The 23,347-nt window shown below is 61.4% G+C and carries 19 protein-coding genes and 1 tRNA gene; 13 read left to right on the top strand and 7 right to left on the bottom strand.

What is annotated here, in order from left to right; all coding sequences use genetic code 11:
• Positions 1-204 precede the first annotated feature (204 nt).
• The 8 genes from def (at position 205) to BM036_RS09070 (ending at position 9,285) form a co-directional block, all read left to right on the top strand.
• Positions 205-711: a peptide deformylase gene (def, locus tag BM036_RS09035; RefSeq protein ID WP_091850692.1), complete on the top strand. Its 507-nt coding sequence runs from the start codon at positions 205-207 to the stop codon at positions 709-711.
• Positions 712-808: 97 nt separating this feature from the next.
• On the top strand, positions 809-1,744 hold the full coding sequence (fmt, locus tag BM036_RS09040; protein WP_091850694.1) for a methionyl-tRNA formyltransferase: 936 nt from the start codon (positions 809-811) through the stop codon (positions 1,742-1,744).
• Positions 1,744-3,054 carry a 16S rRNA (cytosine(967)-C(5))-methyltransferase RsmB gene (gene rsmB / locus BM036_RS09045; RefSeq protein ID WP_177186033.1) on the top strand — a complete coding sequence of 437 codons (1,311 nt, stop codon included), beginning with the start codon at positions 1,744-1,746 and terminating at the stop codon, positions 3,052-3,054. Before fmt ends, rsmB begins: the two co-directional genes overlap by 1 nt.
• On the top strand, positions 3,051-4,424 hold the full coding sequence (trkA, locus tag BM036_RS09050; RefSeq protein ID WP_091850698.1) for a Trk system potassium transporter TrkA: 1,374 nt from the start codon (positions 3,051-3,053) through the stop codon (positions 4,422-4,424). Before rsmB ends, trkA begins: the two co-directional genes overlap by 4 nt.
• 40 nt (positions 4,425-4,464) lie before the next feature.
• The gene (locus tag BM036_RS09055; protein ID WP_091850700.1) at positions 4,465-5,913 is read left to right on the top strand and encodes a TrkH family potassium uptake protein; all 1,449 of its coding nucleotides are present in this window, start codon (positions 4,465-4,467) and stop codon (positions 5,911-5,913) included.
• 132 nt (positions 5,914-6,045) lie between these two features.
• Entirely contained in the window at positions 6,046-7,038 is a 993-nt protein-coding gene (glyQ, locus tag BM036_RS09060) for a glycine--tRNA ligase subunit alpha (RefSeq protein WP_091851011.1), read from the top strand.
• A gap of 2 nt (positions 7,039-7,040) precedes the next feature.
• Positions 7,041-9,119, top strand: coding sequence for a glycine--tRNA ligase subunit beta (gene glyS, locus BM036_RS09065; RefSeq protein ID WP_091850702.1), 2,079 nt, complete (start codon positions 7,041-7,043; stop codon positions 9,117-9,119).
• A gap of 89 nt (positions 9,120-9,208) precedes the next feature.
• A tRNA-Pro gene (locus BM036_RS09070) sits at positions 9,209-9,285 on the top strand.
• Between the two features lie 10 nt (positions 9,286-9,295).
• On the opposite strand, the gene BM036_RS09075 is transcribed toward BM036_RS09070, so the two are convergent.
• The 5 genes from BM036_RS09075 to BM036_RS09095 all read right to left on the bottom strand — a co-directional run bounded on the left by BM036_RS09075 (position 9,296) and on the right by BM036_RS09095 (position 14,030).
• The gene (locus BM036_RS09075) at positions 9,296-9,883 is read right to left on the bottom strand and encodes a GNAT family N-acetyltransferase (protein ID WP_091850704.1); all 588 of its coding nucleotides are present in this window, start codon (positions 9,881-9,883) and stop codon (positions 9,296-9,298) included.
• 36 nt (positions 9,884-9,919) lie between these two features.
• Entirely contained in the window at positions 9,920-10,411 is a 492-nt protein-coding gene (locus tag BM036_RS09080; RefSeq protein WP_091850706.1) for a pyridoxamine 5'-phosphate oxidase family protein, read from the bottom strand.
• A 28-nt stretch (positions 10,412-10,439) separates the two neighbouring features.
• A complete protein-coding gene (locus tag BM036_RS09085; RefSeq protein WP_245742549.1) occupies positions 10,440-10,880 on the bottom strand; it encodes a GNAT family N-acetyltransferase in 441 nt (146 codons plus the stop codon).
• Between the two features lie 137 nt (positions 10,881-11,017).
• Positions 11,018-12,919, bottom strand: coding sequence for a carboxylesterase/lipase family protein (locus BM036_RS09090; RefSeq protein ID WP_177186034.1), 1,902 nt, complete (start codon positions 12,917-12,919; stop codon positions 11,018-11,020).
• A gap of 151 nt (positions 12,920-13,070) precedes the next feature.
• Positions 13,071-14,030 (bottom strand): alpha/beta hydrolase, encoded by a 960-nt coding sequence (locus tag BM036_RS09095; protein WP_091850712.1) that lies wholly within the window; start codon positions 14,028-14,030, stop codon positions 13,071-13,073.
• 593 nt (positions 14,031-14,623) lie between these two features.
• Between BM036_RS09095 and BM036_RS09100 the strand changes: the two genes are divergently transcribed.
• The gene (locus tag BM036_RS09100; RefSeq protein ID WP_091850713.1) at positions 14,624-15,910 is read left to right on the top strand and encodes a sensor domain-containing diguanylate cyclase; all 1,287 of its coding nucleotides are present in this window, start codon (positions 14,624-14,626) and stop codon (positions 15,908-15,910) included.
• Here BM036_RS09100 and BM036_RS09105 read toward each other — a convergent pair.
• Positions 15,901-16,335 carry a MaoC family dehydratase gene (locus BM036_RS09105; protein WP_091850715.1) on the bottom strand — a complete coding sequence of 145 codons (435 nt, stop codon included), beginning with the start codon at positions 16,333-16,335 and terminating at the stop codon, positions 15,901-15,903. The two genes, BM036_RS09100 and BM036_RS09105, sit on opposite strands and share 10 nt — an antisense overlap.
• Before the next feature lie 109 nt (positions 16,336-16,444).
• On the opposite strand from BM036_RS09105, the gene BM036_RS09110 reads away from it, so the two are divergent.
• The gene (locus BM036_RS09110; RefSeq protein WP_091850717.1) at positions 16,445-17,875 is read left to right on the top strand and encodes an NAD-dependent succinate-semialdehyde dehydrogenase; all 1,431 of its coding nucleotides are present in this window, start codon (positions 16,445-16,447) and stop codon (positions 17,873-17,875) included.
• A 6-nt stretch (positions 17,876-17,881) separates the two neighbouring features.
• Here BM036_RS09110 and BM036_RS09115 read toward each other — a convergent pair whose 3' ends face one another.
• The gene (locus BM036_RS09115) at positions 17,882-19,699 is read right to left on the bottom strand and encodes an ABCB family ABC transporter ATP-binding protein/permease (RefSeq protein WP_091850718.1); all 1,818 of its coding nucleotides are present in this window, start codon (positions 19,697-19,699) and stop codon (positions 17,882-17,884) included.
• Positions 19,700-20,026: 327 nt separating this feature from the next.
• Here BM036_RS09115 and BM036_RS09120 point away from each other — a divergent pair, with 327 nt between their 5' ends.
• From BM036_RS09120 to BM036_RS09130, 3 genes are all read left to right on the top strand, one after another.
• On the top strand, positions 20,027-21,712 hold the full coding sequence (locus BM036_RS09120; protein WP_245742551.1) for an ABC transporter transmembrane domain-containing protein: 1,686 nt from the start codon (positions 20,027-20,029) through the stop codon (positions 21,710-21,712).
• Between the two features lie 467 nt (positions 21,713-22,179).
• On the top strand, positions 22,180-22,587 hold the full coding sequence (gene ndhC / locus BM036_RS09125) for an NADH-quinone oxidoreductase subunit A (RefSeq protein WP_091850722.1): 408 nt from the start codon (positions 22,180-22,182) through the stop codon (positions 22,585-22,587).
• A gap of 70 nt (positions 22,588-22,657) precedes the next feature.
• Positions 22,658-23,335, top strand: coding sequence for a NuoB/complex I 20 kDa subunit family protein (locus tag BM036_RS09130; RefSeq protein WP_091850724.1), 678 nt, complete (start codon positions 22,658-22,660; stop codon positions 23,333-23,335).
• Positions 23,336-23,347 lie beyond the last annotated feature (12 nt).

Below are 23,347 nucleotides of genomic sequence, written 5' to 3' on the forward strand. Positions count from 1 at the left end.
TTTCTGGCTATCACCTGATCAGTTTGTATTCAATCGATCTTCGGGGGATAATATCAGCCAGATTAGGCTGTCTTCCCTTGAATACGGGGTTTTCGCTCCGATTATCATAGCCAGTAGACAGCAAAAGTCGCGGTACGCGATCGCATTTTGTGACACCAGCCAGAGATCTTTCCGAGATCATGGCAACTCAGGCAAGTACAGGCAATTATGATTCTGAACATTCTTGAATATCCGGACCCCAGGTTGCGGACCATCGCCAAACCGGTGGAAGAAGTCACCGACCGGCACCGCAAGCTGATCGATGACATGTTCGAAACCATGTACGACGCTCCGGGTATCGGCCTGGCCGCCACCCAGGTCAACGTCCATGAGCAGATCATCGTCATGGACCTGTCGGAGGACAAGAGCGAGCCCCGGGTATTTATCAACCCGGAAGTGGAAGTGCTCGACGGCGACTATCAGCCGATGCAGGAAGGCTGCCTCTCGGTACCCGGCTTCTACGAAGATGTGGAGCGTATTGAGCATGTTCGTATCAAGGCGCTGGATTACGATGGCAAGCCCTACGAGCTGGAAGCCACCGGCCTGTTGGCGGTGTGCATCCAGCACGAGATGGACCACCTCAACGGCAAGCTTTTCGTGGATTACCTGAGCGCCCTCAAGCGCAACCGCATTCGCAAGAAGCTGGAGAAGCTCCACAAGAAAAGTGCCTGACAACTTCAGGCCAGTCCGTGACAACAGGAACCGGGTGTAAGCACCCGGTTTTTTCGTTTGCTGCCGTCGACAACGCAGCCAGAAACAGGAAATTGCTGTGCGAATCGTCTTTGCCGGAACCCCGGACTTTGCCGCCGTCGCCCTCCGGGCGCTGCTGAAAACCGACCACGAGGTTGTCGCGGTCTACACCCAACCGGATCGCCCCGCTGGCCGTGGTCGCAAACAACAGTTTGGCCCGGTCAAACAGACCGCCGTTACGGCCGGCATCCCGGTTTACCAGCCCACATCACTGAAATCACCAGAAGAGCAACAGCAACTGCGGGAGCTGGCGCCGGATGTCATGGTGGTGGCGGCCTACGGCCTGATCCTGCCACAGGCGGTACTGGATATCCCCAGGATGGGCTGCCTGAATATCCATGCATCCATACTGCCCCGCTGGCGTGGCGCCGCCCCCATCCACCGGGCCATCGAAGCCGGTGACGCGGAAACCGGCATTACCATCATGCAAATGGATGCCGGGCTGGATACCGGCGACATGCTGCTGAAACATCGCACTCCGATCCATGACGACGATACCGGCGGCAGCCTCCACGACAGGCTCGCCGATATGGGTGGGGCTGCCATCGTCGAAGCCCTGGCCGCACTGGACTCCCGGGGCCTGGCCCCGGAACCCCAGAACGACAACGACGCCACCTACGCCCACAAGCTGAGCAAGGATGAAGCCCACATCGACTGGCAAGCGGACGCCGCGAGCATCGCCCGCAAGGTTCGCGCGTTCAATCCCTGGCCGGGGACTGATGGCGAGCTGGAAGGCCAGCGCATCCGCATCCACGAGGCACGTGACATTGATGAAACCAGCCACGCCGACGCCGGAACCGTATTGGCACGGGAGCGCAGTGGCGTCGACATTGCCTGTGGCAAGGGCATCCTTCGGGTCACGCGGGTGCAGCTACCCGGTACCCGGGCCATGTCGGTATCCGACCTGATCAATGGCGGCAAACCGGTGCTGGAACCCGGCCAGGTGCTGCAGTGATGGCCCGGGAACTGCCCCTCAGGGCCGTCGCCGCCCAGATCATCCAGGCAGTGGAGCAGGGGGAGTCCCTGAGCCAGTGCCTGCCACATACCGCTGCCGACCTGGATCCGGACCTCCGCCCACAGCTCCAGGCACTTTGCTACGGAACCTGCCGGTGGTTCCACCGCCTCGATTCCGAGCTTAACGGCCGCCTGCGCAAGCCCCTTCGCAGGCAGGACCGGGTGATCCATCACCTGATGCTGGTGGCCCTGTTCCAGTTGCGGTTCAGTGATAACGCCACCTATGCCATCCTCAATGAGACCGTAGAAGCCTGTAAGGCACTGGGCAAGACACCCCTGGCCGGGCTGGTCAACGGTGTTTTGCGAGCGGCAGAACGGGAAGGTGCACCGGAGCCGGCCACCGACGAAGCCCGTTACAGTCACCCCGGCTGGATGATCGCCAAGTTGCGGCACAACTGGCCGGACCATTGGGCTGCCATCCTCGATGCCAATAACATCCAGGCGCCCATGACCCTTCGGGCGAATACCCTGCATGGCACCCGGGATGAGTACCTGGAGCGGCTTCGCGAAGCCGGCATTCCCGGCAAGGCCACCCGCTTCGCGCCCCATGGCATCCAGCTGGATCGCCCGGTACCGGTGGACTTGTTACCGGGCTTTGCCGAGGGCGATGCCAGCGTCCAGGACGAAGCGGCCCAGCTGTGTACCCAGTGGCTGCAACCCGAACCGGGCCAGCGCATCCTGGACGCCTGTGCAGCTCCCGGCGGCAAGACCTGCGCCATCCTGGAGGCGGCAGCCAACCAGGCGGAGGTGATCGCCATCGACGAGTCCGCCCAGCGCCTGCCCCGTATCCAGGAAAACCTGGACCGCCTGCACCTGTCTGCCACACTGAAAGAGGCTGACGCAGGTGATACTGACAGCTGGTGGGACGGCGCCCTGTTTGACAGCATTCTGCTCGACGTCCCCTGCAGTGCTACCGGGGTCATCCGCCGGCACCCGGATATCAAACTGCTGCGCCGGGAGACGGATATCACGCCACTGGCGGGGATCCAGTCCGGACTGCTTGCGAACCTTTGGGCCACCCTGAAACCCGGTGGCCGGCTGGTTTACGCGACATGTTCCGTGTTTCCCCAGGAGAACAGTCGTATAATCCGTCGGTTCCTGGACCAGCAGACGGATGCCTCCCTGCTGCCAGCCGACGCACCATGGGGGCTGGACACCGGGTATGGCCGGCAGCTGCTGCCGGACCCTCAAAGTCACGACGGATTTTTCTACGCCTGCCTGGTCAAGGGCAGGCCGGAGGAGTGCCAGTGAAGATCATTATCCTCGGTGCGGGGCAGGTGGGCGGCAGCCTGGCCGAGAACCTGGCCAATGAGGCCAACGACATTACCGTGATCGACAGTGACGGACTGCGCCTGCGGGAACTCCAGGACCGACTGGATATCCGCACCGTTCAGGGCCTGGCCTCCTACCCCACCGTTCTGAGACAGGCCGGCGCCGAAGACGCGGACATGCTGATTGCCGTCACCAACTCCGACGAAACCAACATGGTCGCCTGCCAGGTGGCGTTTTCCCTGTTTCGCACGCCGTCAAAGATCAGCCGGGTGCGGGCAAACGCCTACCTGGCCCGCAAGGAACTGTTCGGCGAGAACGGCTTCCCGGTAGACGTACTGATCAGCCCGGAGCACCTGGTAACTCAGCACATCACCAGGCTGATCGAATACCCCGGGGCCCTGCAGGTGCTGGAGTTCTCCAACGGCCTGGTGCGGCTGGTGGCCATCCGCGCCACCGAGGGCGGTCCGCTGGTGGGCCATGAGCTGTCCTACCTGCGCACCCACATGCCCCGCATCGACACCCGCGTTGCAGCCATCTTCCGCAAGGACCGGCCCATCATTCCCCAGGGTGATACCGTGATCGAGGACGGCGACGAAGTCTTCTTCATCGCCGGCACGGACCATATCCGCTCGGTGATGAGCGAGCTACAGCCCCTTGAAAAGCCCTACAAGCGCATCTTTATCTGCGGTGGCGGCAACATCGGCCAGCGCCTGGCCCACACCCTGGAGAGCCGTTACCAGGTCAAGCTGCTGGAGCGTGACCGGGACCGTTGCGTGATGCTCTCGGAAAACCTGCGCAAGACCATCGTGCTGGAGGGCAACGCCGCCAACAAGGACATCCTGCTGGAAGAGAATATTGAAAGCACGGACGTCTTCTGTGCGGTCACCAACGACGACGAGGCCAACATCATGGCCTCATTGCTGGCCAAGCGCCTGGGTGCCCGCAAGGTCCTCACCCTGATCAACAACCCGGACTACGTGGACCTGATCCAGGGTGGCGAGATCGACGTGGCCATTTCCCCCCAGCAGACCACCATCGGCAGCCTGCTCACCCACGTACGCAAGGGCGATGTGGTCAACGTGCACGCGCTGCGGCGTGGTGCCGCTGAAGCCATCGAAGCCATCGCCCATGGCGATCACCGCTCATCCCGGGTGGTGGGCAAGCGGCTGGACGAGATCAAGCTGCCCCAGGGGACCACCATCGGCGCCATTGTTCGCCACAACGAGGTGCTCATCGCCCATGACCACCTGCGGGTGCAGCCGGACGACCACGTTATCCTGTTCCTGGTGGACAAGACCCGTATCCGTGAGGTGGAAAAACTGTTCCAGGTGGGGCTGACCTTCTTCTGATGATGACCAGGCCAATCGCAACCCAGGAGCGACGCTGACCATGCGCCTGCCGGTAATCGCCAAGGTACTCGGGCTGCTGATGATGCTTTTCAGCCTCACCATGCTGCCGCCCCTTGGTATCTCCCTGCTGTATGACGACGGCCAGTGGCAACGCTTCAGCAACGGCCTGCTGATGGTCATGATCGGCGGCCTGGTGGTGTGGCTGCCGTTCCGCAAGGTGGCGGGGGACCTGCGGGTACGCGACGGCTTCCTGATTACCACCCTGTTCTGGGTGGTGCTCAGTGTGGCAGGCTCCATCCCCTTCTATCTGAGCAACAACGCGCCCTACACCTATGTGGACTCACTGTTCGAGGCGGTGTCGGGCCTCACCACCACCGGCGCCACGGTGATCACCGGCATCGACTCCCTGCCCGAATCCATGCTGTGGTATCGACAGCAGTTACAGTGGCTCGGTGGCATGGGGATCATCGTGCTGGCGGTCGCCATACTGCCCATGCTCGGCATCGGTGGTATGCAGCTGTACCGGGCCGAGGTGCCAGGGCCAGTCAAAGACAACAAACTGACCCCTCGCATCGGGGAGACCGCCAAGGCCCTCTGGTACATCTATGTGGCCCTGACCGTGCTATGCGCGCTCGCTTACTGGGCCGCCGGCATGAGCTGGTTTGATGCCATCGGCCACAGCTTTTCCACCATCGCTATCGGCGGCTTTTCCACCCACGACGCCAGCATTGGCTATTTCGACAGCGCCCTGATTGAAATGATCGCCGTGGTCTTCATGATCATCGCCGGCGCCAACTTCGCCCTGCACTTCATGGCCTTCCGCCAGCGCAGCCTGAAATCCTACTGGCAGGACTCGGAGTTCCGGTTCTATTTCAGCATGCTGGCCGGGGTCAGCCTGATTACCGTACTGGTGCTGATCTACACCGCCACACTGGACCCCTCGACAGCGATCACCAAGGGCATCTTCGAGGTGGTTTCCATTGCCACCACCACCGGTTTTGGGGCGGCGGATTTCAGCCAGTGGCCGCTGATGCTGCCGTTCATGCTGTTCGTACTGGCCTTCATGGGCGGCTGTGCGGGCTCCACCGGCGGTGGCATGAAGGTGATGCGTGTTTTGCTGATCTACCGGCAGGGCTCCCGGGAAGTGAAACGTCTGTTACACCCCAATGCGGTGATACCGGTAAAACTGGGTAACCGGCCGGTATCCGACCGGGTGCTGCAGGCGGTATGGGGCTTCTTCTCGGTGTACATGTTCATGTTCGTCGCCATGCTGATCATCCTGCTGGCCACCGGCCTGGACCAGGTCACTGCCTGGACGGCCGTCGCCGCCGCCATGAACAACCTTGGCCCCGGCCTCGGTGAGGTGGCCTACCATTACGGCAACATCAATGACATCGCCAAGTGGGTACTGTGCTTTGCCATGCTGCTGGGCCGGCTGGAGGTTTTCACCCTGCTGGTACTGCTCACCCCCGCATTCTGGCGAAGATAACGTCACAGTCTTAGAAATACCCGGCCTTGACGCGTATAATACCGGCCTTTCGATGCGGGCCGGCTCCGTGCTCCTGTCTTCCAGCCTTCCCGCAACACTCAGACCGAACAGCAGGCAAACGTCGTGACAACCATGGCATCACAACCGTCAAAACCGGATCTGAAGACCTTCCAGGGTCTGATCCTGGCACTGCAGAATTTCTGGGCGCAGCACGGCTGCGTGGTTCTCCAGCCGCTGGATATGGAAGTGGGGGCCGGCACCTTTCACCCTGCCACCTTCCTGCGCTCTATTGGTCCGGAAACCTGGAACGCCGCCTACGTGCAGCCCAGCCGCCGCCCCACTGACGGCCGTTACGGCGAGAACCCCAACCGCCTGCAGCACTACTACCAGTTCCAGGTTGTGCTCAAGCCGTCCCCGGACAACATCCAGGAGCTGTACCTGGATTCCCTGCGGGCGTTGGGGCTGGACCCGCTGGTGCACGACATCCGCTTCGTGGAAGACAACTGGGAATCCCCCACCCTTGGAGCCTGGGGCCTGGGCTGGGAAATCTGGCTGAACGGCATGGAGGTGACCCAGTTCACCTACTTCCAGCAGGTGGGTGGCCTTGAATGCTACCCGGTCACCGGCGAACTGACCTATGGCCTGGAGCGCATCGCCATGTACCTGCAGGGTGTGGACAGCGTGTACGATCTGGTGTGGACCGAGGGTCCGGACGGTGTGGTCACCTACGGTGACGTGTTCCACCAGCAGGAAGTGGAAATGTCCACCTACAACTTCGAGCATGCGGACACCGAGTTCCTGTTCCACAGCTTCGATGTGTATGAACGCGAGAGTGCCCGCCTGATCGAAGCTGGCCTGGCCCTGCCTGCCTATGAGCAAGTGCTCAAGGCGTCCCATACCTTCAACCTGCTCGACGCCCGCCACGCCATTTCAGTCACCGAGCGGCAACGCTTTATCCTGCGGGTTCGTACCCTGGCGCGGGCCGTGGCACAGGCCTACTTTGACAGCCGCAAGGCCCTGGGTTTTCCGCTGGCGCCGGAAGCACTGCGCAAGGAAGTCCTGGCCGCTGACGAGAACGCCGGCAAGGGCAAGAAAGGCAAAAATGCCAAGAAGGGGAACGCGTAATCATGGCTACTCAGGATTTTCTGGTCGAGCTGGGCACCGAGGAGCTCCCTCCCAAGGCCCTCAAACCCCTGTCTGATGCATTTGCCGAGGGTATCCGCAGCGGTCTGGAGGAGGCTGGCATTGTTTTTGACGAGGTCGAAGCCTTCGCCGCTCCACGTCGACTGGCTGTGCGAGTGCGCAAGCTGGAAGACGCCCAGCCGGACAAGCCGGTGGAAAAGCGTGGCCCGGCGATCAAGGCCGCCTTCGACGATGATGGCAACCCCACCAAGGCCCTGAATGGGTTTGCCAGCTCCCTGGGCGTTACCCCGGAGCAGCTGGATACCCTGGAAACCGATAAGGGCGCCTGGGTCGTCTACCGCACGGTAGAGCAAGGCAAGGCCACCGTTGAATTGCTGCCACAACTGGTAGAGCAGGCCCTAGCCGGCCTGCCGATTCCCAAGCGCATGCGCTGGGGCGCCCACCGTACAGAATTTGTCCGGCCCGTCCACTGGCTGGTCTTCATGTACGGCAATACCGTGATCAACGCACCCATCATGGGCCTGGAGCCGGGCAACACCACCCGTGGTCATCGCTTCCATTGCCCACGCACGCTGATCGTACCGACCCCCAACGATTACGAGATCGTCCTCAAGCAGGAAGGCTATGTGATCGCCGACTTTGCCGAACGCCGGGCAGTGATCCGCCAGGGCGTGGCCGAGATCGCCGAGAAAGAAGTTGGTGGCAAGGCCGTGATCGACGAGGACCTGCTGGATGAGGTCACCGCCCTCAACGAGTGGCCGGTGCCCCTGCTGGGCCGATTCGAGGAGCGCTTCCTGGAAGTCCCCGCCGAGGCGCTGATCTCCTCCATGAAGGAACACCAGAAGTACTTCCACGTGGTGGACCGCGACGGGAAGATGCTGCCGGTCTTCATCACCCTGGCCAACCTGGAGAGCAAGGACCCGAGCCAGGTCATTGCCGGCAACGAAAAGGTTATCCGCCCACGCCTGTCCGACGCCGCGTTCTTCTATGAGACGGATCGCAAGACCCGGCTGGAAGACCGTATCGACCAGCTCAAGCCGATCGTGTTCCAGGAGAAGCTGGGCAGCATCCACGACAAGTCCGTCCGGGTAGCTGCCCTGGCCGCCAGGATTGCCGGGGCCATCAACAGCGACCCGGCCCTGGCCGAGCGTGCCGCCATGCTGGGCAAGACCGACCTGGTCACGGAGATGGTGCTGGAGTTCACCGACCTGCAAGGCATCATGGGCCAGTACTACGCTGCCAATGACGGCGAGCACGAGGATGTGGCCAAGGCCCTGAACGAACAGTACATGCCCCGCTTTGCCGGAGATGACCTGCCATCCACCCTGACCGGCTGCGCCGTGGCCATCGCCGACCGGATTGATTCCCTGGTGGGCCTGTTCGGCATCAACCAGCCACCTTCCGGCACCCGTGATCCCTTCGGGTTGCGCCGGGCATCCCTGGGTGTGCTGCGCATTATCATCGAGCGGGAACTGCCCCTGGACCTTCAGCAACTGTGCGATTGGGCCGAGCAGAACTTCAGCCAGCTGACCGAGGCAAACACCGCCAGCACCGTCGTGGACTACATGCTGGAGCGTTTCCGGGCTCACTACGAAGAGCAGGGCATCAGCGCCGAGGTCTACCTGGCGGTTCACGCCCGTCGTCCGACGCGTCCCCTGGACTTCGACCGTCGGGTGAAGGCGGTGGATGCCTTCCGCAAGCTGCCAGAAGCCGAAGCCCTGGCAGCCGCCAACAAACGGGTATCCAATATCCTCACCAAGCAGGGTGGCGATTCCATCGGTGAGCATGTGGATAATGCGCTGCTGCAGGACAAGGCGGAAATTGCCCTGTCAGAGCAGGTCAGCGCGCAGGCGGAGAAAGTGGTGCCACTGTTCGACCAGGGCGACTACGCCACGGCCCTGAGCTCCCTGGCCAGTCTGCGGGCGCCGGTAGATGCCTTCTTTGACGAGGTGATGGTGATGGCAGACGACGAGGCGGTACGCAACAACCGCCTGGCCCTGCTGAACCGCCTGCGCAACCTGTTCCTGCGGGTAGCGGACATCTCGGTGCTGCCGGGCGCCTGATAGGCAGAACCCGCAACGCCACCCCCCGGAAATTCCCGTTCCGGGGGGTGGTAAAGCGATCCGATTTACGTATAATACCGCCCGTGATTCGGCGTGTGGCGCAGTCTGGTAGCGCACTTCGTTCGGGACGAAGGGGTCGCAGGTTCAAGTCCTGCCACGCCGACCATTCCTTCCCGCTATTCCAGTTTTCCCAGCAGTCCTTTTTTGATCTTCGGCCAGTCCAGGTCCGTGATGCTGTACATCACCGAGTCCCGCACATAGCCATCCTGAACCACCATATGCCGCCGTAGTACACCTTCCCTTTGAGCGCCCAGCCGTTCGATGGCTTTCTGCGAACGCAGGTTCCGTGCATCCGTCTTCAGCTCCACCCGGTAGGCACCCAGTTCCTCAAGCGCATGCCTGAGCAGCAGGTACTTGGCCTCGGTATTTACCGGCGTGCGCTGGTAGTCGTGTCCCAGCCAGGTGTAACCGATCTCCAGGACATGGTCCCGGGGACGGACATTCAGGTAACGGGTACTGCCCATAAGAACCCCGGTATCCGGACTAACCAGCACATACGGGTAGTGCAGCTGCTTACTCGCCAGGTCCAGCGCCTGATGTACCCAACGCTCGGCATCGGGCCGGCTGGTGAAGGCGCCGGTGGGCAGGTACGCCCAATCCTCCTGCCTTTGGCCGATTTCGAACAGACCGTCCACGTGAGCTGCGGTCAGTGGTTCCAGCCGTACGTGTCCGCCTTCAAGAACCGGTTGTTCAATCCTGAGCATAACTCGACCTTTTTCCGTTTTCCTTGTGAGAATGACTTATTGCCAGAGTCCGTCACACATCACCGGATAGGTCGCCGGAGCAAAGCCGTCAAATCGGATATCCCGCACCCGGTTCAGGTCAGACCAGATCAGTTGGTGACCCTTCAACCGGCGGGTAATGCCGATTCTCTGCTGAAGCTTTTCGGCTTCCTCCGGAGTAGCGTCACGGACCTCGCCCACCTCCCCGAACAGGCGGACAGCCGGCGCAGAACAGAACTGCCCCCGGAACAGCGACTTCAGCCAGAACCCGGTACTGCTGTTGACCCCCATCAGGCAAATCCGCTTATTGTGCTCAAAGTTCTCCGGCATCGCCTTCGAGTAGGCATCGAAGTAATAGCCGGTCATATCGCCTCGGAAGAACACATGACCGATGGGGGTTACGTGGGGATTGCCGTCAACATCGACCGTTGCGATGGAGAAAAAGCGGTTTGATTTCCGAGCATTGTCCAGAACCTGCAGAATGGCAGGCCAGTTCTTTTGCAATTCCATTTCCTGGTCCTTCAGATTTCAGTTTCTATTACTCGCGCTTGAGCTGGTACACGATGAAATCACTGGGCCCACCGGTGTAGCGATCATAGAACCCGCGACCGCGTTCGTTGAAGTGCTGGGTAATCCAGCGGAGGGCACTCCAGCCGCGCTCCTGCGCCAGTTTGCTTAAACGTGAAAAGATGGCATCAGCGGCCCCCGTACCCCTCGCTTCCGGGGCTACGAACATATCGTCAAGAAAGCCGAGATATCCCCCGGCCAGCGAACGGGGACAGGCACGAACATGGGCAATCCCCAGCGCCTTGCCCCTCTGGTCGCGGGCGATCAGCCCCTCAAGTTCATGGGCAGGATCCAGCAGCCAGTCCCAGACCTGGTCGGCGATCTGGTCAGTGATGGAGGTTTTATAGAATTCGGCGTAGCCGTCAAACAGGGGGCGCCAGTCCGGCTTGTCGTCGGCGGTTACGAAATCCACCCGGAATCCTTCCATGATTCTTTATGCCTTTTGCCTGTGGGAGACACAAAGATTGGCACATTCCGGGGCACATTAGAACTTTGCAGGTCAGGTTGCTAGTCCGGGGGCTGACTATTCAGCCCCCGAAGCAGGCCAGGTCAGGGGGTTGGAATGGGGAACGAGATTTCCGGAAACGCTTCATCCAGCCCGGTTTCCACCGCGGGGGTCAGGTCGATGCGCAGGTAGGTATCGTTCTCGGCTGTGTACGCCGGCCAGTCCTGGCGGTCGATGGACGGGTCGCCGTTCCTGGCAAAGGAGGCCCACAGGTCCAGGGACAGTTGGCTGACGTGGTCGTATTCCGCGGGGTCGATGCCGGGGTTGTCCGTGGTGGCGAACTTCTCCGGTGTCGGGTCCGGGTGGCCGGTCAGGCCCAGCAGGTAATGGGCGACGAAGCTGCCCGGGTAGTCAAACATGTAGACCAGCTCCACCCCGTGATAGGCGGAGGTACCGAAGTTGCGCCAGCCCGCCGGTACATGGTCGAACACATAGGCGTACACGCCTGACTCGTTGTACTCGGCCATCCACGGCATATACCACTTGAGCCCTTCCACAAGCGGAGGCAAGTCCCCGGTGTTGGCACCGGCCATTATGGGTACGTCGTGGTGTTCGCCGGCCTCGAAGGGATCGCGGATACCCATGGTCTGGTACCAACCATCGATATTGGGCCGGGCGGCAAAGCGGGCCTCGTTGGCGGCGGCCACGATCTCGGGCCAGGGAACCTGCCGCATGGCGGCCAGTACATCCGGCTCATCAGCGACGCCCAGAGCCTCCGCCAGCTTGATACCTTCTGCCTCCTGCGCTTCCAGCGGATTTTCCACCGGAATGGTCTGGTCAGAAGGCGCTGCCATACCGCTCTGCACAATGGCCTTGTGGAACAGCCCCTCCGCCAGCGGTGAATGCAGCAGCGAAAGGGTCTTGCCACCGCCACCGGACTCACCAAATATGGTCACGTTGTCCGGATCACCGCCAAACCGGCTAATGTTCTCCTGCACCCACTGCAGCGCGGCCACCAGGTCCAGCTGACCGTAGTTGCCGGACGCATTGTTGTCGGATTCGTCCGTCAGTGCCGGATGGGCCAGATAGCCGAAGGGGCCTAGACGGTGGTTAACCGTCACCACAATGGTGCCTCTGCCTGGCAGTGAAGTGTTGTTGAAGCCCTTGGTGTTGCCGGTCAGGATGGCAAAACCGCCCCCGTGGAACCAGACCATGACCGGCAGAGGTTCATCGCCGGCATCTTTGGGAACGGTGACGTTCAGGTAGAGGCTGTCTTCACTCATGCCGCCTTCGCCGAAGGCCTCATTAGCCGGGTCCTGGGCGGACTGGTCGGCCCAGGCGATAGCCTCGCGCACGCCCCGCCAGCCGTCATGGGCTACCGGCGGCTTCCAGCGCAACTCACCTAGGGGCGGTTTGGCATAGGGAATGCCATAGAACCCCCAGGCCTGGTCATCCGTAGTGGTGAACCCCCTCAGCACACCGAGGCTGGTACGCACCACCTTGCGGTCACTCTGGGCCCGGGCTACCAGTTCCACTGCCTCCTCGGCATTGCGCAGTCGGCGAGGCCTGGGGTCCGTATCGTTGAATACCTCTTCGCCCGCGGCATTCAGCGCCGCCATTAGCTCCGCAACCGCCGTGCTACGGGCGAACTCTTCCGGTGGCTGATCCATCGTAAGCCTGTCGGCGTACCCGGCGACAATCTTCGCGGCCGCCCGGGAGACATCAATGCCATTGTTCAGGTCGCCATCGTGGTCAAGGGTCTGGATAAGCACCGCCAGGTTGGTGGCCTTGTCATCAAACGCTTCGGCATCGGGAAAGTGGTTCCATGCCGAGAGGTTACGGATACTGTCCAGCCGCTCCAGCCGGATACGGTCCAGGGCGTCCCTGATCTTTTGAAGACGTTCACCCGGGTTCCAGGCGGAACGCTCATGGGCGCGGTCCGAGGCCTGGTCCGACAAGGCATGGACGGTCGTACTGAGGCCACCAAGGGACAATCCGGTTGCCACGCAGGATATCAGGGAGGCCCGTCTGATTTGTCTGAACAGCCGTGATTTGCAGGAAGGAGCCATGCGTCTCTCCGTTTATCATCGAGAGGGGGGAATATCGGGACCGACGGCGTAACAGCCCCGGGTTGTATGAGCCAGAGCCGGCCAGGTGTTACGGGCTACCACAGCCTTCGGTATTAACGAACATCATCGGCAGCGTCAGGTGCAGCATGCGACGGAAGCTGTCCATGTCATGCCCGCCTTCATATTCTTCCTGGAGGTTGACCACGCCGTACTCATCCAGAATGTCGATGGTTGCTTCGGTATTGCTGTAGGCAATGTCGTCGTAGCCTGCACCCATCACGATCGGAGCATTCAGCCGATGGTTGGTCTGCGGATCCTCCAGTACGGATTCGAATTCCCGCTCGAACGCCCTGCGGGAGGTGGAAAACCAGCCCGAACCGTAGATGAAAACGTGGCTGAACAGGTCCAGGTTACCCAGGCCCACGTTGAAGGCCACGAAGCCGCCCTGGGACAGGCCTGCAATGGCGCGACTGTCACGGTCGGTACGAACGTTGTAGTTGGACTCCACATAGGGCATCAGCGTGTCCTTGAACAGACCGACGCAGCCGCCACGGGTGCCGGGGCTGACCGGGCTGCCAGAGGCACAGCCACTGGTATCCGGCATGACCACCACCATCGGGTCGATACGGCCTTCCGCGATGGCGTTGTCCAGGATCAGGTCGGCGCTGCCGCCCCAGTCCTCTTCACGACTGGTCCAGTTGGAGTCGTCCTGGCCGGCGCCGTGGCTGAGGTAAAGGACGGGATACCCGTTCGGATCGGATTCGCTGTAGCCCGGCGGGGTATAGATATGGACTCGCTCTCCACCGAAGCGGCCGCCAATAGTCACCACCTCGACGTTGCCATCAGGCACCTCCGGACGGTCCTGGTAAAACCCGGTGGCACCCCGGGGCAGCATATCCGGGGTTTCCGTCGGGCAGGAGGCAGGCACGTCCTCGGGAATACCATCGTCGCCGCCAGGTAGTCCGCCACCTCCACCGAGAGCAAGGGCGGAACCGGTCATGGCCAGTCCGCAGGTCAGTACGAGTGATCTCAAGCCGTTGCGTTGCATTGTTCTAACCCTCCAATGGTCGTTTCGAAATTGCGCCGGAACCCGGGAGAGGATTCCGCAGCTGGCAGCCAGCCAGGTGCCCGAGAGTTATAGCGCTGGCGCCAACCCGGTTCAAAATGTCCGGAATTTCATGCAGAAAGCTAAGGGTTCCGGTTTCGACTGATACTTGACTGTCTCTGTGAAGCCACTGGTTATGGAACCGAAGCACGCCAGAAACAGGCCAGTACTCACAGACCATTACGGGAAGCATGGGCGGTTACTGCAGGAGTGGACCCACCCGGCGCAGGAGCCTCAGGTCACACGAAAAGGCATGAAAGTCTCAGGAAATCAGCCGTTGGTGCTGTTCAAAACACACGGATGTATTACGCTTGAGTAACAAAGGTGTGCATAATTTGCATCAAATAATAATTCGGGACGCCGCCTCATTTGATCAGTTTGTGAGGCAGATCTCTGGCACATGACCTGACTCACTGCAGCTGCGGGGAGCCGGTGCTGGCTGACCGGAGGCCAAAGTACCCCGTGTATTGGCCCGGGCGCCAGGTTCTGGTCGAATGGCAACCGGGTTAATCAATAAGAGCAGACCGGAAGGTTTCATGGACAACGCCCCCCAACTTTCACCAGAAGCACGGCTCCAGGCCATCCTGGACGGCACCCGTGCAGGTACCTGGGAATGGAACCTTGATACCGGTGAAGTGCTCGTCAACCATCGCTGGGCCGAGATGCTGGGTTATGAGCCTGATGAACTGATGCCCATGACCTATGAACTCTGGCAGTCCCTCAGCCATCCCAGTGACCGGGAGCGCGCAAAAGCCCTTATGGCGCGGCACCTGCGCGGAGAAACACCCTATTTTGACTGCGTGGTCCGGCTACGCCACAAACGGGGCCACTGGCGCTGGATCCATACCCGCGGTCGCCGCCTGTCGGACAGCGATCCGGCCATCAACTGGGTGTGCGGCACCCACCTGGATATTTCCGGAGAAAGGGAAACCCAGCACCGTCTGCAACGACTGGCAGAGTCCCTGCCTGGCGTTATATACACCTTTGTGATGAAAGTGGATGGGAGCTTCGGGTTCAGTTACGTCAGCCAGAAGAGTATCGATTTTTACGGGATACCTCCGGAACTCGCACTGCAGGATCCTGACGCCATTTTTGACATCATCGTTAACGAGGATCTCGGCCACGTCCATGCATCAATAGAGCGTTCCGCCAGGAATATGGAGGAATGGCGCTGTCAGTATCGGGTGCAGCTGGCAGGTGAGGTCAGATGGATGGAGGGCGTAGCCCAGCCGGAAAAAGACGAGGTCGGGCAGATCATCTGGCACGGCATGATTACGGAAATTACCGAGCGTAAGCAGCTGGAGCTGGAGCTGGAGAGGCTGTCGATCACCGACGAGCTGACCGGACTGTATAACCGGCGCCATATGCTGCGAACCCTGGAAGAGCAGATCGCCCGTGCCAAACGCTATCAGGAGGTGTTCTCGGTCATCGCGCTGGACGTGGACCACTTCAAGCAGATCAATGACTCCTGGGGCCACCTGGTCGGTGACCAGGTGCTGATCCAGTTTGCCGGTGTGCTGTCGGCAAGGGTACGGCGGACGGATGTGGTGGCCCGCACTGGCGGCGAGGAATTCCTGATCCTGTTACCCAACACCACTAACCAGGATGCACACCGGGTTGCGGAAGCCCTTCGGGAAGCCACCGAGCGGGAAGACTTCCGCAACGAAGATAGCGAAACCTTCACCGTGACCATGAGCGGCGGTGTGGTGACCTGGGACGATGGCCTGGCTTCCATCCGTGAACTGTTGTCTCGATGTGACCAGAGACTGTACCAGGCCAAGCGCGAAGGCCGTAACCGGATCGTTGTTTCCGATCAGCCCTGAGGACGGCGGTCCACCATGTTGGTGGCGTAGCCGTCGGCGACGACCTTGCCCTTCACCGTACACACCGTCTTCACCTTGACCCTGCGACGGCGCTCGTCGATCTCTTCTATCGTAGCCGTGGCAGTCACGGTATCGCCAATATGCACCGGGGCCTTGAACCGCAGTTGCTGGTCCACGTAAATAGCGCCGGGGCCAGGCAGGCGCGTACCCAGCACGGTGGAGATCAGCCCGGCACTGAACATGCCATGGACAATGCGCTGGCCGAAGGCCGTTTCAGCGGCGAACTCCGCGTTCATATGGACCGGGTTATCATCGCCGGTAATACCGGCAAACAGGACTACGTCCGCTTCGGTGATAGTCTTGGCATAGCTGGCGCTCATGCCCACTTCCAGGTCTTCCAGGTAATAGCCGTGGAGGTCACTCATGCTCGTTTCCCTTGGTACGGTTGATCTTGGAATGGATTAGTAGGATGTTTATATAGGCGCTGACCTGCAGCGCAGCCCCCACCAATCCATAACAACACGGTAGCGAAGTATGTATATAAACGGCACCTGGGTCGACACTGACCACACCTTCGACGTCACCAACCCCGCCAATGGCGAAGTTATCGGCCAGGTGCCGGATGCCAGCGCCGCGCAGATTGACGAAGCCATCGGTGCAGCCCACGAAGCCTTCTTCAGCTGGCGCCGGACCACCGCCTACGAGCGCTCGGCCCTGCTGTACCGGGCCTGGCAGCTGATGATGGAACAGAAACGGGAACTGGCGGAACTGATGACCCGGGAGCAGGGCAAACCCCTGAAAGCCTCCCTGAATGAAGTCCAGTACGGCGCCGACTTCCTGCTGTGGTTTGCTGAAGAAGCCAAGCGCCTCTACGGCCAGAGCATCCCTTCCGCGCGCCCGGACCAGCGCTTCTGGGTGCAGCAGCAACCGGTGGGCGTGGTCGGCGCCATTACCCCCTGGAACTACCCCATTTCCATGATCACGCGCAAGGTGGGCCCGGCCCTTGCTGCCGGCTGCACCGTGGTACTCAAGCCTGCGGAAAGCACCCCGCTGTGCGCCATGGCCATGTTCCGCATCTTTGAGCAGGCGGGCTTTCCCAAGGGCGTGGTCAACCTGATCACCAAGAAGGACCCGGTGCCCGTGGGTACGGCCCTGTGCGAAGACCCCCGGGTACGAAAACTCACCTTCACCGGCTCCACCGCCGTGGGCAAATTACTGAACGAGCGGGCGGCCCGGCACATGAAGCGGGTGTCCATGGAACTGGGCGGCCACGCCCCGGCGCTGGTGTTTGCGGATGCAGACCCGGTCCATGCCGCCAAGGGCCTGTCGCTGGTGAAGTTCCTCAATACCGGCCAGGCCTGCATCAGCCCCAACCGGATCCTGGTGCAACGAGAGGTGATGGGGCCGTTCCTGGAGGAGCTGAGCAAACGCATCAACACCATGAAAGCCGGCAACGGTATGGAGGAGGGCGTTCGCATCGGGCCGCTGATCAATGACGTGGCCGTACGCAAGGTGGACAACCAGGTGAAGGACGCTGTCGCCAAGGGCGCCCGGGTACTGAACGGCGGGGAGCGACTGCAGACACCGGAGCTGGCCGGCGGTCACTTCTACGCACCCACGCTGCTGGCCGACGTCACCCCGGAAATGCTGATCTACCGGGAGGAGACCTTCGGCCCGGTGGCCGCAGTCATTCCCTTCGATACCGAGGAAGAAGCCATCGCCATGGCCAACGACACCCGGTACGGCCTGGCGGCGTACATCTATTCCGAGAACCTGTCCCGCTGCATGCGGGTGTTCGAGGCGCTGGATTTCGGCATTATCGGCATTAACGACATCAACCCCACCAGTGCTGCGGCGCCCTTCGGTGGTATGAAGGAAAGCGGCCTGGGCCGGGAAGGCGCACAGGAAGGCATCCAGGAATACCTGGAAACCAAGCTCGGCGGTATCGCCGTGGCCGGGGCCTGAACCCGGTCAGTCAGGTCCTGTCGGTGAGGCCCCGGCCTCGCCGTCTTCCTGCTGGCGCAGCCACAGATCCGCGTAGCGCCCGCCGGCAGTGAGCAGCTCCCGGTGGGTGCCCCGCTCCACAATCCGGCCTCCGTCCATCACCAGAATGGTATCGGCATCCCGCACCGTCGACAGACGGTGGGCGATGACCAGGGTGGTACGCTGTTCACTGACCTCCCGCAGGGCTTCCAGGATCACCTGTTCCGATACCGAGTCCAGGGATGACGTGGCCTCGTCCAGGATCAGGATTGGCGGATTCTTGAGGAATACCCGGGCGATGGCCACCCGCTGCTTCTCTCCCCCGGACAGCTTCAGACCCCGCTCACCCACCCGGGTCTGATAGCCCTGGGGCAAGGATTCGATGAAGTGGTCCAGGTGGGCCAGTTTCGCGGCCCGCCGCACCTCTTCCTCACTGGCACCCGGGCGGCCATAGGCCAGGTTCTGGTACAGGGTGTCATTGAACAGCACCGTGTCCTGGGGCACCACACCAATGGCGGAGCGCAGGCTGTCCTGGGTGACGGTGCGGATATCCTGGCCGTCGATGGTGATACGCCCGCCATCCACGTCGAAAAATCGGAACAGCAGCCGGGCCAGGGTGGACTTGCCGGCCCCGCTGGCCCCCACCACCGCCACCTTGTGGCCGGCAGGGATCTCGAAGCTCACATCATGGAGAATGGTGCGGTCGGGCTGGTATCCAAACCGCACTGACTCGAACCGAACCGAGCCACCCGCGGCACCAAGCTGGCCCGCATCCGGGGCGTCAGTCACCGCCGCAGGCTCGCCCAGAAGCCCGAACAGCCGCTCCACATTGACCAGCGCCTGGCGAATTTCCCGGTACACAAAGCCCAGGGCATTCAGGGGAATAAACAACTGGATCAGGTAGGCGTTGATCATGGTGAAGTCCCCCAGGGTGATGGCACCACTGGCCACCTCCTGCACGGCCATGGCCATGATGACGATCAGCGCCACGCCGATGATCAGGGCCTGGCCGGTATTAAGCGCGGCCAGCGACAGTCGGTTATTCAGCCGTGCCCGCTCCCACTCCTGCAGGTCCTCGTCGTAGCGCTGAGCCTCGAATTCCTCGTTGTTGAAATACTTCACCGTCTCATAGTTGAGCAGGCTGTCCACCGCCCGTGAGTTGGACTGGTTGTCCCGGGCGTTAGCTTCCCGAACAAAGCGGGTGCGCCATTCCGTGACGCGGATGGAGAACACCACATACACCACCACCGCCACCAGAATGGCCAGCACATAGCCGGGGCTGAATGCCCACAGCAGGATGGCAGACACCATCAGGATCTCGAGGATGGTGGGGATAATATTGAACAGGGTGAAGCGCAGCAGGAAGCTGATACCGTTGGTGCCCCGCTCAATGTCACGGGCCAGGCCGCCGGTCTTGCGATCCAGGTGAAAGCCCAGGGCCAGCTGATGCAGGTGACGGAACACCCGCAGCGACACCCGCCGCATGGCACGCTCTGCCACCCGGGCAAACACCGCATCCCGCAGCTCACTGAACAGGGTACTGCCAAACCGTAACAGGCCATAGGCCACCACCAGCATCACTGGAATCCACAAAAGGATCTGCTCTGAACTGGTAGTATCCAGGTAGTCAACGATGTACTTGAGCGCTACCGGCGTAGCCACGGTCGCCAGCTTCGCCATCACCAGCAAAACCACAGACAGCACCACCCGGCCCCGGTACTCTGCCAAATAGGGCCAGAGCCCGGCGATGATCTTCCAGTCCGGCTTGTGGTTGGCGGGGTAGTCGTTGTCGGCGTAGGCTCGCAAGGGTCAGTTCCGGTCAGAGGGTGGATCAATCGGGCATGATAGACCGTAGAATAGCGGTATACGACCCTGGATCCGATATCGGCAAACACCAAAGCGATCGCACGACAGTCCAGTAGAACGGGTCCGTGGAGGGCTTTCCGGAACAGTCAGAAAAACCCAAGTTTTTCGTTCCGGAAGGCCCTCCCCGGGACCGTTCCACCCCCAAACCAACAGGCGAAACAAACCAAAACCCGGACAGGAGTCAAAACCATAATACGCCAACACAGAAGCGCCTTCGCCCTGGCCCGGAACTTCATCCTGCCCTACCGCAAGGCCGTAGCCGGCGCCATGACCGCACTGGTGATCACCGCCGGTATCACCCTGTCCCTGGGGCAAGGTCTGCGTATCCTGGTGGACCAGGGCCTGGCCACCCAATCTCCTGAAATGCTGGCACAGTCGGTCGGGCTGTTCTTCCTGCTGGTACTGGGCCTGGCCGTGGGGTCGTTTACCCGCTTCTACCTGGTCTCCTGGATCGGCGAGCGGGTAGTGGCCGACATCCGCAAGCAGGTATTCAACCACCTCATAGACCTGCACCCGGGCTTCTACGAACAGAACCGCAGCCTGGAAATCCAGTCCCGGTTTACCGCCGATACCACGGTGTTGCAGTCGGTGATCGGCTCCACCGTATCCATCGCCCTGCGCAACCTGCTGATGCTGTTCGGTGGCATCGCCCTGCTGTTCATTACCAACCCCAAGCTGGCCAGCGTGATCATCTTCGGTTTTCCGGTGGTAATCGTGCCCATCCTGTTCTATGGCCGGCGGGTGCGCAAGCTCTCCCGGCTAAGCCAGGACCGGGTGGCGGATGTGGGCAGTTACGTGGGCGAGAACCTGGCCCAGATCAAGACGGTCCAGGCCTTCAACCACCAACCGGTGGACCGGGAGCGATTCGCCGCGGTGGCAGAAAACGCCTTCGCCATCGCCCGGGACCGTATTCGCCAGCGGGCCTGGCTGATGACCATCGCCATAACCCTGGTGATGGGTGCCGTCGGCATCGTGATCTGGATCGGGGGACTGGATGTGATCGCCGGGCGAACCAGCCCCGGAGAACTGGCCGCATTCGTGTTCTACAGCCTGCTGGTGGGCGTCTCCGCCGGCGCCCTCAGCGAGGTGATCGGTGAACTGCAACGGGCCGCCGGCGCCGCGGCCCGCATCTTCGAGCTGTTACAGACACAGACGGAGATCGACCCTGAGGCCACGGGCTCACGGACGCTGACCGAACCTGTGCAGGGCGAGATCGAATTCCGCAACGTGAGCTTTCGTTACCCCGCCCGCCCTGACGTGACCGTGATTCGGGATCTGTCCGTCACCATCCGGGCCGGCGAGACCATTGCCCTTGTCGGTCCATCCGGAGCCGGTAAATCGACGCTGTTTGATCTGCTGCTGCGATTCTATGACCCGCAGGAAGGACAGATCCTGATCGACGGCTTCGATTCCCGCCACCTCACCCCGGCGGACCTGCGCCGCTGCTTCGCCCTGGTACCCCAGACGCCGGCTCTGTTCCACGGCACCATCGCCGACAACATTCGCTACGCACGACCCGAAGCCAGCCTTGAAGAAGTCATCACCGCCGCCCGCACGGCCCATGCCCATAAGTTTATCGAGCGGCTGCCGGCGGGTTATGAGACCACGCTGGGCGACGTCGGCCTGGGCCTGTCCGGAGGACAGAAACAACGCCTGGCCATAGCCCGGGCGCTGCTGGCAGATGCGCCCATCCTGTTGCTGGATGAGGCCACCAGCGCCCTGGATGCAGAAAGTGAATATCTGGTGCAGCAGGCCATGCCGGAACTGATGGCTGGTCGCACCACCCTGGTGATAGCCCACCGGCTGGCTACAGTTCGACATGCGGACCGTATCCTGGTGATGGATCAGGGACAGCTATTGGATGCAGGGCGGCATGATGAGCTGGTTGGGCGTAACAGTCTTTATGCTCGCCTGGCTGCTCTCCAGTTTCGCGATTCTGCTGGGGAATCCTGAGTTTTCGACTTGGGGGTAGTGGGGTGTCGGGGGGGTAGGGGTTCAGAACGAAAAACTTATGTTTTTCTGACTGTTCTGAACCCCTACCCCCCGACACCCCACTGCGAACTTCGGTGCCAAGCCCGCTAAAAAACCAAAATTACTCCCGCCAAAGCGATCCCTCTGAAGTCTCCAGGAATGGGTCTGGGGGAGGCCTTCCGGAACAGTCAGGAAAACGTAAGTTTTTCGTTCCGGAAGGCCTCCCCCAGACCCATTCCACCCGCAAACCCTGCAGGCTACGAGGCCAACGAAAAGCAAAGAACCACCCACCCAATGATTCAAATCAACGAATAACCCACCAACAGGTTTGCCCATTCCCCAACCCGTTGCTAGATTTTTAACCAACAGACACCGAATTTAAACGCTCCGGAAGCAACCAGGGCGCCACCGTTAATCTCAACGACCGCCACCACGGTCACGGAGAGCACATGGCGGACACGGTTACCGATTTGCTGGCCCGGTACTGGGCCACCGGCTTCTTTATTGTCGCTACTCTGGGCCTGTGCGCCTTTATGGTAGGGGCCTCCAGCCTGCTCGGTGGTCGTAGCCGGGGAGTCAGCAAAAACCTCCCTTTCGAATCCGGCATCGTCGGCACCGGCGATGCCCGCCAACGGTTTTCCGTCAAGTTCTACCTGGTCGCGATGCTGTTCGTGATCTTCGATATCGAAGCCGTGTTCCTGTTCGCCTGGGCCATTGTGATCCCGGACGTGGGGTGGACCGGTTTCTGGGGCGCGGCGGTATTCATCTTCATCCTGCTCGCCGGCCTGCTCTACGACAGCCGCACCGGGGCCCTGGACTGGGCTCCGGAGGCGTCCGGCCGCAAACCGGCTGACTGAACCAACGTATCACCGGACGCATCCCGCGGTGGTCATGGGGCCACTGCAAGGGGTGTCCATGGAGGCACCAATGGCCTACACCCTGACCCGGGCAGAAGAACATCCGGGCGGCGACCGGCGCTACCCCACCGGTCACCGTGAACCGGCCGAGGATCCGGTAAAGCGCCAGCTTGAGCGCAATGTGTTCACCGGCAAGCTCAGCGAGGTGCTCAACAACGCCGTCAACTGGGGTCGCAAGAACTCCCTGTGGCCCTATAACTTCGGCTTGTCTTGCTGCTATGTGGAGATGACCACCGCCTTCACCGCGCCCCACGATATTGCCCGCTTCGGCTCGGAGGTCATCCGGGCCTCACCCCGGCAAGCTGACTTCATGGTTATTGCCGGCACCTGTTTTATCAAGATGGCGCCGGTGATCCAGCAACTGTACGACCAGATGCTGGAGCCCAAGTGGGTAATTTCCATGGGCTCCTGCGCCAATTCCGGCGGCATGTACGACATTTACTCGGTGGTTCAGGGCGTCGACAAGTTTCTGCCGGTGGACGTTTACGTGCCCGGTTGTCCGCCCCGGCCGGAGGCGTTCCTGCAGGGGCTGCAGCTGTTGCAGGATTCCATCCAGGAAGAGCGCCGGCCGCTGTCCTGGGTGGTGGGCGACCAGGGGGTGTACCGGGCGGAGATGCCTTCCCAGCGAGAGAAGTGGCGGGACCGGCGCATCCAGGCTACCGAGCTGAGGACACCGGACAAACTCTGACCCATTGCAGAC

Source organism: Marinobacter segnicrescens, from assembly GCF_900111555.1.
Lineage (GTDB): Bacteria > Pseudomonadota > Gammaproteobacteria > Pseudomonadales > Oleiphilaceae > Marinobacter > Marinobacter segnicrescens.